Raw genomic sequence first — 15,231 nt, forward strand, 5'->3', positions numbered from 1 at the left:
ATGGCGTGGTTCAGCAAGATCGCTCGATCAGTCCTGCAGCAGGCCGATAATGTCGCGAACCGTCTTCATCGTGCCCTCGGCGATCGCGCGGGCCCGGTCGCCGCCATCCTTGAGCACAGCGTCGACATAGGCGCGGTCGCCCTCGATGCGGCGCATCTCCGAAGCGATCGGCGCCAGCTTCTCCACGGCAAGGTCGGCAAGCGCCGGCTTGAACACGGAAAACTGCTGGCCGCCATATTCCTTCAGCACGTCTTCCTTCGAGATCTCCGCGAGGCCGGCATAGATGCCGACGAGGTTTTCCGCCTCGGGCCGGCTTTCCAGCCCGTCGATCTCGCTCGGCAAGGCCTCCGGATCGGTCTTGGCCTTGCGGATCTTCTTCGAGATCGTGTCGGCGTCGTCCGTCAGGTTGATGCGCGAGAGGTCCGACGGGTCCGACTTCGACATTTTCTTGGAGCCGTCGCGAAGGCTCATGATGCGCGCCGCAGGGCCGCCGATGACCGGTTCGGTGATCGGGAAATAGCCGTTCACCGTCTCTTCGCCGACCTGCATCTCGACGCCGACGCCGAGCGCGGCGATCTTCTCGGAGAAGTCGTTGTTGAACTTCTGCGCGATGTCGCGGGTCAGCTCCAGATGCTGCTTCTGGTCCTCGCCCACCGGCACATGGGTGGCCCGGTAGAGCAGGATATCAGCCGCCATCAGACTCGGATAGGCGAGCAGGCCGAGCGAGGCGTTCTCGCGGTCCTTGCCGGCTTTGTCCTTGAACTGCGTCATCCGGTACATCCAGCCGATGCGCGCCACGCAATTGAAGATCCAGGCCAGCTCGGCGTGCTGGGTGACCCGCGACTGGTTGAAGACGATGTGCTTCTTGGGGTCGATGCCGGAGGCGAGGAACGCCGCGGTGATCGAGCGGGTCTGGTCGCCGAGGTCCTGATGCACGAGCTGCGCCGTCAGCGAATGCAGATCGACGACGCAATAGATGCAGTCGGACTGTTCTTGGAGGGCGACGAATTTCTTGATGGCGCCGAGATAGTTGCCGAGATGCAGATTGCCGGTCGGCTGGACGCCCGAAAAGACGAGTGGCTTGAAGGCGGACATGAGTTCCCCATGGCTTGTGGAGGGCCGTCTAAGCATGATTCCAAAAAGTTGCAGACTTTTTGGAGCCAATCATGCGGCTGGAAACCGCGCGCGGCGAAAGTCTTGCGACGGCGCGCTTATGAACGAAGCCGACAGCGCGATCAAGAGGCCCGGCCATGGCGCGCATCGGCCCTAGCCAGCCGGCATTGATCCGGCCTAGCATTATCGCCTTGTTTGGAATCCTCATCATGCTTTCGCATCTGCTTGCCGTCGCCTCCGTGTGGCTGGTCGCGGCCGTGTCGCCCGGGCCGAACTTCCTGATGACGGCGCGGATTGCCGTGGCGCGCTCGCGCGGCGCCGGCTTTGCCGCCGTCTGCGGCATCGGCATCGCCACCGCCATCTGGGGCATCTGCGGGCTCGCCGGCATCAAGGCCCTGTTTCTCGCCGCGCCCTGGGCCTACGCGACTTTGAAATTCGCAGGCGCCGGCTATCTCATCTATTCGGGCGTAAGGCTGATCGTCCTTGCCGAGAAGCGCAGCGCGGCCGATGGCTCGCTGATTGTCGATCCGAAGGGATTCTCAACTCATCGGGCCTTTTGGATCGGTCTCGTGACCAGCCTTGCCAACCCGCGTTCCGCACTTTCGGTGGCCAGCATCTTCGCCGTCGCATTGCCGGCGCAGCCTTCATTGTGGCTCGGCGTCGCGTCGGTCGCGCTCATGGTGGCGATCTCGGTCGGCTGGTATGCCTGCGTGGTCAGGCTGTTTGCGGCCGAGGCGGTGTCCAACGGCTATCGGCGGCTACGGCGCACCATCGATCGCGTCGCTGGCTGCCTGCTCATCCTGTTCGGCGCCAAGCTGGCTTTGGAGCGCGGGTGAGGCCGAGCTAGGCACGCGTTAGCCGCGTGTTGATTTCTTCTTGTAGATTGCTACATTAAAATAACTACACAATCGAACGCGGACGCTCGCTATGACCATTAACGTCAACAACAAGGAAGCGGACAGCCTGACACGCGCCTTCGCCAAGGTCGAAGGTGTCGGCATCACCGAAGCGATCGTGATCGCCATGCGTGAGGCTCTGGAGCGTCGGCGCAATCGCGAGACGCCGCTGGAAACGGCTGCCCGACTCAGGGCCGAGTTCGGAATTGAGCTTAGCGAGCAGGCGCGCAAACCGCTGCCGCGCTCAATCTATGACGAATTGTCTGGCGACGACTAATGTTTGTCGACGCCGCAGCCATCGTGGCAATGCTGAGCAACGAAGCGGAGGCCGAGCGTTGTGCGCAGGCGATCGTGGACGCTGCGGCTCCGTTCACGTCGGCGATTGCTGTCTGGGAGGCCGCGATGGCGCTAGCGCGACCAGAAAAGCTGGCCGTACCGGTCGTCAGAAGTGCGGAGATTGTGGGCCGCTTTCTCGAAGAACGCGCAATTGCGTTACGCGAGCTTCCGCCCGCGTCCGAGGCAGCGTCGCTATCCATTGAGGCCGCGTCACGATTTCGCAGCAACGCCATGCGCCTGAACATGGCGGATTGTTTCCACTACGCTTGCGCTCGCTACTACGCGGTTCCGATGCTCTCTACGGCAGACGAATTCAGGCTCACGGATCTGGAGACTGTTCCGTAACAGGCGGCGTCGCCTTCGACCCGCGTTTCACGTTCCTGCGGATCATGCCGAAATCGGCGCCGCCGGTGCCGAAAGCGGCGATGAAATAGAGCGCCGCTCCCCCGCCGACCAGCGCGAACAGCGTCGTCGCCTTCACCATCAGGGGCGAACCGGGCCCGAGCCGCGCGGCAAAATAGTGCTCGGCGAAGTAAAGCGCCACGGCCATGATCACCGCCGACAGCACCAGTCGCGGAATGCGCTTCAGCAAAGGGATGTCGCGGCCCCAATGGCCGCGCCTGATCAGCATGCCGAGCAGCATCAGCGCGTTGACCCAGCCGGCGACTGCCGAAGCGACGGCTATGCCCGGCGCGCCCATCGACGGGAACAGGGTCAGCGCCGTGGCGACATTCACGCCGACCGAGACGGCTGCGAAGATCATCGGCGTGCGCGTGTCCTCGCGCGCGAAATAACCCGGCGTGAAAGCCTTGATCAGCACGAAGGCCGGCAGGCCGAGGCCGAAGATCGCCAGGATCGAGGCGACGATCGGTGTCGAGTGGTTGGCGGCGAAGGCGCCGCGCTCATAGACCAGCCGCACGATCGGCTCCGACATCACCCAGAGCGCCGCCGCCGCCGGCAAGGTCATGAACAAGGTGAACTCGACCGAGCGGTTCTGCAGATTGGCGGCCTCGATCAGGTTGCCCGATTTCAGTGCCCGCGACAGTTCCGGCAACAGAACGATGGCGACGGCCACGCCGACGACGCCGAGCGGCAGCTGGTAGATGCGGTCGGCATAGGCGAGCGAGGACACGGCGCTGTTCTGCCCCGAGGCGATCGCCGTGCCGATCAACTGGTTGATCTGGGTGATGCCGCCGGTGATCGCCGCCGGCAGCGCCAGGATCAGCAGCCGCTTGACATTTGGCGTCATCTTCGGCCGGCGGAAGCCGATCGAGATGCCGGCGTGGCGCACCGCCACCCAGACGATGGCGAGCTGCACGATGCCCGCTGCGAGAACGCCCCAGGAAAGGCCGAAGCCGACATCATGCGCGTTGAGCCCGTGATTCCAGGCATAGGCGAGCACGCTGATCAGGATGATGTTGAGGAAGGCGGGTGCGATCGCCGCCGCGAAATAGCGGCGCAGCGAGTTCAGCATGCCCGCCATCATGGCGCCGAGCGACATGCAGATCAGGTAGGGAAACATGATCGTCGCGAGCGTGACGGTCGTCTCGAACTTGCCTGGAATGTCGGCAAAGCCCGGCGCCACCAGGTAGCGCACGATAAGCGGCATCGCGAGTTCCATGGCGATCGTCAGCGCCAAAAGCGCCGAAAACAGCACGCCGAACACTTCCTCCGAGAAGCGCTTGGCGCCATCGGTGCCATGCTGCTCGATCTCCTTTGCGAAGAGCGGCACGAAAGCGGCGTTGAAGGCGCCTTCGGCGAACAGCCGGCGGAAGGTGTTGGGGAACTGGAAGGCAGCGTTGAAGGCATCGGCGACCGGCCCCGTGCCGAGCGCTGCCGCCATCAGCATCTCGCGGCCGAAGCCCAGCGCGCGGCTCATCAGCGTGCCGGACGCGACGGTGGCGAATTTCTTGACGAGGCTCATGCTGTGAAGGACTGCCAGAAAAATTGCGTCAAATGCATGGTCACTCGGCCGCCGCCTTGGCCTTGCCGTTGCGTTCCGACGAATTGCCTTCCAGCGTATCGATCAGCCGCTTGTGGATGGTGGCGGTGCGCGTCGGGCTGTCGATCTTCTGTCCAGTCAGGTCGGTGACATAGAATGTGTCGATGACCTTCTCGCCGAAGGTGGTGATATGCGCCGAGGCGATGTCGAGCGACAGGTCGGAGAGCGTTCCGGTGATCTCGGAGAGCAGGCCCGGCCGGTCCAGCCCCTCGACCTCGATCACCGAGAAGCGGTTGGACAGCGTGTTGCGGATCTCGGCGCGCGGCGGGATGCGGAACGCCTTGGCGCCACGTTTCGGCTTGGTGCGCTTCTCGATCATCTCGGGCAGCCAGCTCTTGCCCGAAAGCACGTCCTCGATCAGCCGGCCGACGCGTTCGGCGCGGCGGCGCTCGTCCTCGTCGAGGTCGAACTCCCGGGAGATCAAGATGGTGTCCAGCGCGCGCCCGTCGGAAGTGGTGAAGATCTGCGCGTCGACGATGTTGCCGCCGGCCGCGGCACAGGCTCCGGCGATGATCGACAGCAGGCGCGGATGGTCGGGCGCCAGCACGGTGATCTCGGTCACCGCTTCGAATTCATGCGTCTTGACCATGGTGGCGAGCTTCTTGCCCGCCGCATCCGCCTCGCGGATGAATTCGGCATGGCGCAGTTGATCCGGCAGGTCGACGGTCAGCAGATAGTTTTCGTAGTGCTGGGCGACATAGCGCTTGCGCTCTTTCGCCGGCCAGGCGGCCAGCGCCTCCGCCAACCGTTCGCGCGCGGCCGTCGTACGTTCGGCGCGCGACACTTCGGAGAAGCCGCCGGTCAAGAGCAGCTCGGTCTCGAAATAAAGCGTGCGCAGCAATTGTCCCTTCCAGCCGTTCCAAACACCCGGCCCGACACCGCGGATGTCGCAGACGGTGAGGATCAAAAGCAGCTTCAGTCGCTCGACCGATTGCACGATCGAGGCGAAATCCTCGATCGTCTTGCGGTCGTTGAGGTCGCGCGTCTGCGCCGTCATCGACATCACCAGGTGGTTCTCGACCAGCCACGCCACGGTCTCTGTGTCGGCCGCCGACAGCCCCATATGCGGGCAGATGCGCCGGGCAATTCGGGCGCCGGCCTCCGAATGGTCCTCAGGCCGGCCCTTGGCGATGTCGTGCAGCAGCACGGCGACATAGAGCGCCTCGCGGCTCTTCTTCAGTCCCGGCATCAGCGAATGCGACAGCGGATGTACCTTGGCGCCGTGGCCGCGCTCGATCTCGGCCAGCACGCCGATGCAGCGGATCAGATGCTCGTCCACCGTATAGTGGTGATACATCGAGAACTGCATCATGGCGACGATCTTGCCGAAATCGGGGATCAGCCGGCCGAGCAAGCCAGCCTCGTTCATGCGCCGCAGGTTGAGCTCTGCGTTGCGGTCCGAGGTCAATATGTCGAGGAACAGCCGGTTGGCTTCCTCGTCGCGCCGGAGCGACTTGTTGACCAGACCGAGCGAACGGGTAAGCAGCTTCAGCGCGTCGGGGTGGAACTCCAGCCCGTGCTTGTCCGCGAACCAGAACAGCCGCAAGAGATTGACCGGGTCGCGCTCGAACACGCTGTCGTCGGCGATGTTGATGCGGTGATTGTCGACGATGAAGTCGGAGGTGCCGGCAAGCTTGCGCTTGCGCCGCTGGAAGGTGAGAAAGATGCGGTTGAAGCCTGGCACATGCTTGGCCTGCTCTTCCTCGAGCGCCGCGCAGAAGATGCGGGTGAGGTCGCCGACATCCTTGGCGACGAGGAAATAGTGCTTCATGAAGCGCTCGACGGCCGACAGGCCGGGATGCGTCGTGTAGCCCAGCCGCTCGGCGATCTCGCGCTGGATGTCGAAATGCAGCCGCTCTTCCGCCTTGCCGGTGAGGAAATGCATGTGGCAGCGCACCGCCCAGAGAAAATCCTCGGCCTTCTGGAACTCGCGGTACTCGGCCTCGGTGAAGACGCCTTTCTCGACCAGCTCCGCGCCGGTGCGCACGCGATAGAAATATTTGCCGATCCAGAACAGCGTCTGCAGGTCGCGCAACCCGCCCTTGCCGTCCTTGACGTTGGGCTCGACCAGGTATCGGCTTTCGCCGGCCTTGGCGTGGCGCTCGTCGCGCTCGGCAAGCTTGGCCTGGACATATTCCGGCCCGGTCGTGCGCACCACTTCATGGTCGAAGCGGGTGAGCAACTCGTCATAGAGCTTGCGTTCGCCCCACAGGAAACGGGCCTCCAGGATCGAGGTGCGAATGGTGATGTCGCTGCGCGAGAGCCTGAGGCACTCTTCGATGTTGCGGGTTGCGTGGCCGACCTTCAGCCCCATGTCCCACAGCATGTAGAGCATGTATTCGACGATCTGCTCGCCCCACGGCGTCTGCTTGTAGGGCAAGAGGAAAAGCAGATCGATGTCGGAGCCCGGCGCCAGCGTGCCGCGGCCATAGCCGCCGACGGCCACGACCGCCATGCGCTCGGCCGCGGACCGGTTCTTGACCCGGTAGACATGGGTGGCGGCGAAATCATAGAGCGCCCGGATCAGCTCATCCATCAGATGCGAGAGCCGCTCGGCGCAGGCATTGCCGCCGCCATCCTGCTTGAGCATGGCCTCGGCGATCCTGCGGCCCTCTGCCAGCCTGCTCTTGAGCAATTGGAGGACGGCGGTGCGAACCGCCGGGCTCGAGCCGTCGCCGGCGCTCGCCGCCGTCAGCGCGGTCAGGTCGCGGCGCAAGGCGTCGCCATCGATGATTTCGTCGAGTTTCAGGGAAATCTTTGCCATTCGGCGGCGTCTATAGCCTGTTTTCGCGGCGCTGTGTATGGGGGCTGGCGGTCGCGATTGCCGTCATGCAGAGGCGTGAACCGCAATCGCCCGGCCGATTTTTTCAAAAGTCGAAACCGGCCCTTGACCTTCCAGTAACTGGAAGGACTACCTCCGCCTCAATTCGAAAATTCCGAGGCATTGCTGATGACCCATTCCGACCATCACCACCATCATGCGCATGGCGGCACCTGCTGCTCCGGCAAGAACAGCAAGGCCGCCGACGCGGTGATTCGCGACCCTGTCTGCGGCATGACCGTCGATCCGGCGGCCGGCAAGCCGGCGGTCGAGCATGGCGGCCGGACGTTGCATTTCTGCAGCGAGCGCTGCCGCACGAAATTCCAGGCCGAGCCTGAGAGCTACCTGACGGCCACCGATCCCGTCTGCGGCATGAGCGTCGATCGGGCGAGCGCGAAGCACTTCCTCCGTCATGAAGGGCAGGGCTTCTATTTCTGCTCCGCCGGTTGCAAGGGCAAGTTCGAGGCGGAGCCGGCAAAATATGTTGCCGGCCGACCCGAGCCGCAGCCGATGCCGAAGGGCACGCAATATACCTGCCCGATGCATCCCGAGATCGTTCGCGACAAGCCCGGCTCTTGCCCGATCTGCGGCATGGCGCTGGAGCCGATGGGTGTGCCGTCAGGCGACGAAGGCCCGAACCCCGAGCTGATCGATTTCACGCGCCGCTTCTGGGTCAGCGCGGTGCTTTCCGTGCCGCTCCTGATCGTCGCCATGGCTCCGATGCTGGGCTTCAGCTTCGAGAACCTCATCGACGGCCGTACGAAGACTTGGGGCGAGCTGGCGCTGGCGAGCCCCGTGGTGTTGTGGGCGGCGTTCCCGTTCTTCCATCGCGGCTGGGAATCGATCCTCAACCGCAGCCCGAATATGCGGACGCTGATCTCGCTGGGTGTGGGTGCTGCCTATTTCTTCAGCGTCGTAGCGACGCTGTTCCCGGACGTCTTCCCGCATCAGTTCCGTGGCCATGACGGAGCGGTTCCGGTCTATTTCGAGGCCGCCGCCGTCATCGTCGCGCTGGTCTTTCTCGGCCAGGTGCTGGAGCTGCGCGCCCGCGAACGCACCGGCTCGGCCATTCGCGCCCTGCTCGATCTTGCGCCGAAGACGGCGCGGCTAATCGGCGCCGACGGCTCCGAGAAGGACGTGCCGCTCGACGGCGTCAAGACCGGAGATCGGCTTCGCATCCGTCCCGGCGACGCGGTGCCGGTCGACGGCATTGTGCTGGAGGGCCGCTCGGCGATCGACGAATCCATGATCACCGGCGAACCGCTGCCGGTCGAAAAGACGGAAGGCGACATGCTCACCGGCGGCACGCTGAACAAGAACGGTTCGCTGGTCATGCGCGCCGAGAAGGTCGGCGCCGAAACCACGCTGTCGCGCATCGTCGAACTGGTCGCCAAGGCGCAGCGCTCGCGCGCGCCGATCCAGGGCCTGGCCGACCGCGTGTCCTTCTATTTCGTCCCGGCCGTCGTGCTGGTGGCCGTCATTGCCTTCATCGCCTGGGCCTTCGTCGGTCCCGAGCCCAGCCTGATCTTCGCCATAGTCTCGGCGGTGTCGGTGCTGATCATCGCCTGCCCTTGCGCGCTTGGCCTTGCCACACCGATGTCGATCATGACCGCGACCGGGCGCGGCGCGCATGCCGGCGTGCTGATCAAGGAAGCCGCGGCGCTCGAGCGCTTCGCCGCCGTCGACACGCTGATCGTCGATAAGACCGGAACGCTGACTGAGGGCAGGCCGCGGCTGACCGACGTCGTTGCGGCCGGGGAGATCGAGGAGAACGAACTGCTGGGCCTCGCCGCCGCGCTCGAAAAGGGTTCGGAGCATCCGCTGGCCGAGGCGATCGTCGAGGGCGCCACCGCGCGCGGCCTGAAGCTGGCCGACGCGACCGATTTCGAAGCCGTCACCGGCAAGGGCGTTTCGGGCACAGTGTCGGGCCGGAAGGTCGCGCTCGGCAATGCGGCGATGATGACGGATCTCGGCGTCGGAACGCCGGCGGCCAATGCCGAGGCGTTGCAGGCCGACGGCAAGACGGCCATGTTCGTGGCCGTCGATGGCAGCTTCGCCGGCATCGTCGCCGTCGCCGATCCCGTAAAGGCAACGACGGCCGAGGCGATCAAGGCGCTGCATGACAAGGGCCTGAGGATCATCATGGCCACTGGCGACAATGAGCGCACGGCGAAAGCCATCGCCGGCAGACTCGGCATCGACGATATCCGTGCCGGCCTGCTGCCGGACGGCAAGGGCGTGCTGGTAGAAGAGTTGCGCGGCAAAGGCGCTGTCGTCGCCATGGCCGGTGACGGCGTCAACGATGCGCCGGCGCTGGCCGCCGCCGATGTCGGCATCGCCATGGGCACCGGCGCCGACGTCGCGGTCGAAAGCGCCGGGATCACGCTGGTCAAGGGCGACTTGAACGGCATCGTCAGGGCGCGCACGCTGGCTCAGGCGACGATCCGCAACATCCGCCAGAACCTGTTCTTCGCCTTCCTCTACAACGTGCTCGGCGTGCCGGTCGCCGCCGGCGTGCTCTATCCGCTCACCGGCACGTTGCTGTCGCCGATGATTGCGGCGGCGGCGATGAGCCTCTCATCGGTCTCGGTGATCGGCAACGCGTTGCGGCTGAGGACGTTGAAACTTTGAGCAAAGCCCCCAGATACGAACCTCAATCACAAGGAGACCTGAATGACCCTGGCCAAGAAAATCGTGCTGCTTTTGATGGCGGCCGGAATGCTGCTTGCCGTCTTCCTCGAAAGCGTGCCGGCCTCGTCCGAGGAGATGAAGCACGACATGTCCAAGATGGCGATGGGCGCCCAGAGCCCGGCCACTACGGGCTATGAGGCGGCGATGAAGAAGATGCACAAGGACATGGCGATCAAATACACCGGCAATGCCGATGTCGACTTCGTCCGCGGCATGATCCCGCATCATCAGGGCGCCATCGACATGGCCAAGGTGGTGATCGCCAACGGCAAGGACCCCGAAATCCGCAAGCTCGCCGAAGGCGTGGTCACGGCCCAGGAGGCCGAGATCAAGCAGATGCAGGACTGGCTCGCCAAGCACCCGGCGAACTAGCCATTCCAGGAAATCCGGGCAGCACGAGCTTCAGTCTGGATTTCCGGCCACGGCTGTGCTGCGATCCGTCCTCACGCGGAGAAAGCCATGCCCTCGTCGATCAGAACTCTGAAGCTGCCATCCGGCGAAGCCGTTCCGGTGCTGGGCCAAGGCACCTGGAAGATGGGCGAGGACCGGCGCCGCCGCGCCGATGAGGTCGCGGCGCTGAAGCTCGGGCTCGATCTTGGCATCACCCTGATCGACACCGCCGAAATGTATGCCGGCGGGGGCGCCGAGGAAGTTGTGGCGGAAGCCGTAGCCGGGCGGCGCGACGAGACCTTCCTGGTCTCCAAGGTGCTGCCCTCCAACGCCTCGCGCGCCGGCGTGAAACGCGCCTGTGAGGCCAGCCTGAAGCGGCTCGCCACCGACCGCATCGATCTCTATCTGCTGCACTGGCCGGGCAGCGTGCCGCTGTCCGAAACCGTTGAAGCCTTCGAGGCCCTGAAGGCCGAAGGCAAGGTCCGCCACTGGGGCGTCAGCAATTTCGACACCGATGAGATGGAGGACCTTGTCGGTCTGCCGTCCGGCGGCAATGTCCAGACCAATCAGGTGCTCTACAACCTTTCCCGGCGCGGCCCCGAATTCGATCTGGCCCCGTGGTGCGCGGAGCGCGGCATACCACTGATGGCCTATTCGCCGGTGGAGCAGGGCGCGCTGGCGCGCAATGCCCGGCTGGAGGCCGTCGCTGCTCGCCACAGCGCCACGGCCGCGCAGGTCGCGCTCGCCTGGGCGATGGCGCAGCCGGGCGTCATCGCCATTCCCAAAGCCGGCCGCCAGGAGCACGTCCGCCAGAACGCCGCCGCGCTCGACATCGCTCTGACGGCGGAAGATTTCGCCGATCTCGACCGCGCCTTCCCGCCGCCGACACGCAAGCGCGGATTGGAAATGATCTAGCCGCTTACCGGCACGCCCAGCCGCTTGCGGATCCTTCGCAAGGCGCGGGAAAACAGATCGGTATCATTGGCGGCGCGGGCAAGCGTGAGTGCGCCCTGTATGGCGGCGACGGCCTCCTCGGCGAGCGCGCTGGCTTCGCCCGGTGGATGTCCGGATCGCTCCAGCGTATCGGCGAGATGCGTGACCCAGCGGCCGAAATAGCTTCTGATCTGGTCGGCGAAAAGGTCGCGCGATTCGTCCAGCGCGAAGGCGCCGATGAGGCAAACGCGCCGTCCCGAGCGGAAATAGCTGTCTGTCGCCGCGAGCATCTGCTCGATCCCGGCCAACGGATCGGCGCTGTCGCGCAACGGTGCGAAGACATTATCCTCGAACCAGCCGTTGATGTGGGCAATAACGGCTCCCGCCATCTCTTCCTTGCCGCCGGGAAAGAAATGGTAGAGGCTTCCCTTGCCGAGCCCCGTCGCCTCGCCGATCAGGGACAAGCTGGCACCCTCATAGCCATGCTCGCGGAAAACCTCGGCAACGATCCCCAGCAACCGGTCGCGATCCGGAGCGATCCGTCGCATGCTGGCTCAGCCTTCTTGTTTAATCATGATCTTTTCCGAACCGAAGGTCAGCGAAGCAAAAAACCGCTTCACACTTTTCGGGATCATGCTTTAGAGCCCGAGCTCCGAAAGACCGGGATGATCATCCGGCCGGCGGCCGAGCGGCCAACGATATTTGCGCTCGCTCTCGGCGATCGGCAGGTCGTTGATGCTCGCCACGCGCCGGCGCATCAGTCCAGCGTCGTCGAACTCCCAGTTCTCGTTGCCGTAGGAGCGGAACCAATGGCCGCTGTCGTCGCGCCATTCATAGGCAAAGCGCACCGCGATGCGGTTGTCGTTCCAGGTCCACACCTCCTTGATCAGGCGATAGTCCAGCTCGCGCGCCCATTTGCGCTTGAGGAAGCCGACGATCTCGCCGCGGCCTGAGATGAATTCAGCCCGGTTCCGCCAGATGCTGTCCTCGGTATAGGCAAGCGAAACCCGCTCCGGGTCGCGGCTGTTCCAGGCATCCTCTGCAAGGCGCGCCTTTTGCGCTGCCGTTTCGGCCGTGAAGGGCGGCAATGGCGGACGGCTCATGAGATCTCCTGTCGGCTTCGGTTATCGATAACCGACATTGTACCGACTGGTACAATGAGTCAATGGCAGGTCCGATGCTACTGCTTAGTCGCCAACCCCTTCAGCCTGTACAGCGCTTCCAGCGCCTCGCGCGGCGTCATCTCGTCGGGATTGATCGCGCCAAGCGCTTCTCCAAGCGCGTCGCTCTTGACCGGCTTTGGCGTTTCGCGCTTTACCGCCACCGAAAACAGCGGCAAATCATCGACCAGCCGGTTGGTCTTGCCCGAAACCTCGCCTTCCTCAAGCTGATGCAGCACCTCCTTGGCGCGGGCGACGACGGCTTCGGGCAGGCCGGCGAGCCGCGCCACTTGCACGCCGTAGGACCGGTCGGCCGCACCCTTGCCGACCTCGTGCAGGAAGACGACGTCGCCTTCCCATTCCTTGACCCGCATGGTGACGTTGTGGAGCCGGGGGAGCTTGCCCGCCAGCGCCGTCATCTCGTGGAAATGCGTGGCGAAGATCGCCCGGCAGCGGTTCTTCTCGTGCAGGTACTCCACCGCCGCCCAAGCGATCGACAGGCCATCGAAAGTTGCCGTGCCGCGGCCGATCTCGTCGAGGATGACCAGCGCCCGCTCGCCCGCCTGGTTGAGGATCGCCGCCGTCTCGACCATCTCGACCATGAAGGTCGAGCGTCCCCGCGCCAGGTCGTCCGAGGCGCCCACGCGCGAGAACAGCCGGTCGACGACCCCGATGTGAGCGCTTTTAGCCGGCACGAAGGAGCCGGTCTGGGCAAGGATGGCGATCAGCGCGTTTTGCCTGAGGAAGGTCGACTTACCGCCCATGTTGGGGCCGGTGAGCAGCCAGATCGCGCCGGCCTTGGTGCCGTCTTCCGGCGACAAGTCGCAATCATTGGCGACGAACGGCCCTTCGCCGGAACGCCTGAGCGCCTGTTCGACCATCGGGTGGCGCCCGCCGGCAATGTCGAAGGCGAGGCTCGAATCCACCAGCGGCCGGCACCAGCCCTCGCTTTCGGACAAGAGCGCCAATGCTGCTGACACATCCAGCACCGCAAGCGCGTCGGCACCGGCGCGGATCCGTTCGGCCTCGCCCACCACTTCCGCCGTCAGCCGGTCGAAGGCGGCGAGCTCGATGCTGAGCGCCCGGTCGGCGGCATTGGCGATCTTCGATTCCAGTTCCGCCAGCTCCGTCGTGGTGAAGCGCATGGCGTTGGCCATGGTCTGGCGATGGATGAAGCGCGCCTTGGCGGCGTCGCTTCCGGTCATGATCGAGTGGTGGTTGGCGGTGACCTCGATGTAATAGCCGAGCACATTGTTGTGCCGGATCTTCAGTGAGCGGATGCCGGTCTCCTCGATCAGCGAGCGCTCCAGCCCGGCGATCACTTTTCGCGATTCGTCGCGCAGCGCCCGCATCTCGTCGAGCTCGGCATGATAGCCGGTGCGCACGAAGCCGCCGTCGCGCTTGATCAGCGGCAGCTCGTCGTCCAGCGCCTCGCTGAGGTGACGGGCAAGCGCCTCGGGCAAGGCGTTGATTGCGGCCAGTGCCGCGGAGAGTTCGGCGGGCAGGTTGGCCGCCGCGAACAATTGGGCGATGGCGCCCGCCGCCTCGAAGCCGGCGCGCAGCGCCCCAAGATCGCGCGGGCCGCCGCGGTTGAGCGCCAGCCTGGACAGCGCGCGCGGCATGTCGGCGACGTTTTTGAGGCTCGCCCGCAGACCCTGGCAGAGCCGCGTCTCGGAGCGGAAGAAGGAGACCGAATCCAGTCGCGCCGCGATTGCCGCCGGATCGGCCAGCGGCGCCATCAGCCGGTCGGCGAGCAAGCGCGCGCCGCCGCCCGTCACCGTGCGGTCGATCGCCTTGAACAGCGAGCCGTCGCGGCTGCCGGAGAGCGTGCGCAGCAGTTCCAGATTGGCGCGCGTCGCCGGATCGATGAAAAGGGTCGAGCCCTGCTCCTCGCGCTCCGGCCGCGACAGCGGCGGCCGCTCCGCCTTCTGTGTCTTTTCGACATAGGCGATGGCGCCCGAGATCGCCGACAGCTCGGCGCGCGAGAAGGTACCGAAACTGTCCGGCGTCGCGACCTCGAAGAAGCGCGCGATGCGTCCCGTGGCGGAAGCCGAATCGAACAGCGACGGCGGCTGCGGATTGGCGACGCGGCCGAGAACGTCGAAGACCGGCCGCAACTCCGGGTCGTGGAAAACCGGCTCGGCGACGATCAGCTCCCGCGGGTCGACGCGGAAGATATCGGCAAGCAGCCGCTCGGCGCTCGTTTCGGCGACGCGGAAGGCGCCGGTCGAAATGTCGATCCAGGCCAGCGCAAAGCCGGCCTGGCTGGTCGCCGCGCCGCCGCCCTTCACGCGGCCGAGCGCCATCAGGAAGCTCGATTCCGAGGGCGCGAGCAGCTTGTCCTCGGTGATGGTGCCGGGCGTGACCAGCCGCACCACGTCGCGACGCACCACCGATTTTGAGCCGCGTTTCTTGGCTTCGGCCGGATCCTCGATCTGCTCGCAAACAGCGACGCGGAAGCCTTGCGCGATCAGCTTCTGCAGATAATCGTCCGCGGCGTGAACCGGCACGCCGCACATCGGGATGTCGTGGCCCTGATGCTTGCCGCGCCTGGTCAGAACGATGCCGAGCGCCTGGCTCGCCTTCTCCGCATCGTCGAAGAACAGCTCGTAGAAATCGCCCATGCGGTAGAAGAGCAGCGAATCCGGATTCGCCGCCTTGATCTCGATATATTGCTCCATCATCGGCGTGACGCCGCCGGTGGCCGGCGCAGGGGTCGTCGTCTCCCGGGCGTCGTTGTCTGTCGGCATGTGCATGTTCATGCACGGACGCTAGCAGAAGTGGCAGCCCGGTTTAATGCGGATGGTGCGAAAAGCAGGGGAAAGCTGGCAACTGTGCGCGAGCACGCCCGCGAGATTGCCCGGTCCAGGACGGCGGATCATTGTCCCT

Annotated in this window: 12 protein-coding genes; 6 read left to right on the forward strand and 6 right to left on the reverse strand. The window is 65.0% G+C overall.

All coding sequences use genetic code 11. The features are described 5' to 3' along the window. Positions 1–27 precede the first annotated feature (27 nt). The gene (gene trpS / locus ACVMIM_RS06775) at positions 28–1,095 is read right to left on the reverse strand and encodes a tryptophan--tRNA ligase (protein WP_476111314.1); all 1,068 of its coding nucleotides are present in this window, start codon (positions 1,093–1,095) and stop codon (positions 28–30) included. A gap of 227 nt (positions 1,096–1,322) precedes the next feature. Between trpS and ACVMIM_RS06780 the strand changes: the two genes are divergently transcribed. The 3 genes from ACVMIM_RS06780 (at position 1,323) to ACVMIM_RS06790 (ending at position 2,690) form a co-directional block, all read left to right on the forward strand. Beyond that, entirely contained in the window at positions 1,323–1,949 is a 627-nt protein-coding gene (locus ACVMIM_RS06780; protein WP_476111315.1) for a LysE family translocator, read from the forward strand. Between the two features lie 91 nt (positions 1,950–2,040). Then, positions 2,041–2,286, forward strand: coding sequence for a type II toxin-antitoxin system VapB family antitoxin (locus tag ACVMIM_RS06785; RefSeq protein WP_476111316.1), 246 nt, complete (start codon positions 2,041–2,043; stop codon positions 2,284–2,286). Next, positions 2,286–2,690: a type II toxin-antitoxin system VapC family toxin gene (locus ACVMIM_RS06790; protein ID WP_476111317.1), complete on the forward strand. Its 405-nt coding sequence runs from the start codon at positions 2,286–2,288 to the stop codon at positions 2,688–2,690. Before ACVMIM_RS06785 ends, ACVMIM_RS06790 begins: the two co-directional genes overlap by 1 nt. On the opposite strand, the gene murJ is transcribed toward ACVMIM_RS06790, so the two are convergent. Then, on the reverse strand, positions 2,665–4,269 hold the full coding sequence (gene murJ / locus ACVMIM_RS06795) for a murein biosynthesis integral membrane protein MurJ (RefSeq protein ID WP_476111318.1): 1,605 nt from the start codon (positions 4,267–4,269) through the stop codon (positions 2,665–2,667). The two genes, ACVMIM_RS06790 and murJ, sit on opposite strands and share 26 nt — an antisense overlap. A gap of 40 nt (positions 4,270–4,309) precedes the next feature. Further along, positions 4,310–7,111, reverse strand: coding sequence for a [protein-PII] uridylyltransferase (locus ACVMIM_RS06800; RefSeq protein WP_476111319.1), 2,802 nt, complete (start codon positions 7,109–7,111; stop codon positions 4,310–4,312). Positions 7,112–7,297: 186 nt separating this feature from the next. On the opposite strand from ACVMIM_RS06800, the gene ACVMIM_RS06805 reads away from it, so the two are divergent. From ACVMIM_RS06805 to ACVMIM_RS06815, 3 genes are all read left to right on the forward strand, one after another. Next, positions 7,298–9,799: a heavy metal translocating P-type ATPase gene (locus ACVMIM_RS06805; RefSeq protein WP_476111320.1), complete on the forward strand. Its 2,502-nt coding sequence runs from the start codon at positions 7,298–7,300 to the stop codon at positions 9,797–9,799. Between the two features lie 42 nt (positions 9,800–9,841). Next, entirely contained in the window at positions 9,842–10,231 is a 390-nt protein-coding gene (gene copM / locus ACVMIM_RS06810) for a CopM family metallochaperone (protein WP_278047269.1), read from the forward strand. An 87-nt stretch (positions 10,232–10,318) separates the two neighbouring features. After that, complete coding sequence (locus ACVMIM_RS06815) at positions 10,319–11,164, forward strand: aldo/keto reductase (RefSeq protein ID WP_476111321.1); 846 nt, start codon at positions 10,319–10,321, stop codon at positions 11,162–11,164. Here ACVMIM_RS06815 and ACVMIM_RS06820 read toward each other — a convergent pair. From ACVMIM_RS06820 to mutS, 3 genes are all read right to left on the reverse strand, one after another. Continuing rightward, on the reverse strand, positions 11,161–11,730 hold the full coding sequence (locus ACVMIM_RS06820) for a TetR/AcrR family transcriptional regulator (RefSeq protein WP_278047271.1): 570 nt from the start codon (positions 11,728–11,730) through the stop codon (positions 11,161–11,163). The two genes, ACVMIM_RS06815 and ACVMIM_RS06820, sit on opposite strands and share 4 nt — an antisense overlap. A 90-nt stretch (positions 11,731–11,820) precedes the next feature. After that, on the reverse strand, positions 11,821–12,285 hold the full coding sequence (locus tag ACVMIM_RS06825) for a nuclear transport factor 2 family protein (RefSeq protein ID WP_476111322.1): 465 nt from the start codon (positions 12,283–12,285) through the stop codon (positions 11,821–11,823). A gap of 77 nt (positions 12,286–12,362) precedes the next feature. Beyond that, positions 12,363–15,092: a DNA mismatch repair protein MutS gene (mutS, locus tag ACVMIM_RS06830; protein WP_476111323.1), complete on the reverse strand. Its 2,730-nt coding sequence runs from the start codon at positions 15,090–15,092 to the stop codon at positions 12,363–12,365. Positions 15,093–15,231: the final 139 nt, after the last annotated feature.

The organism is Mesorhizobium sp. USDA 4413 (assembly GCF_056280365.1).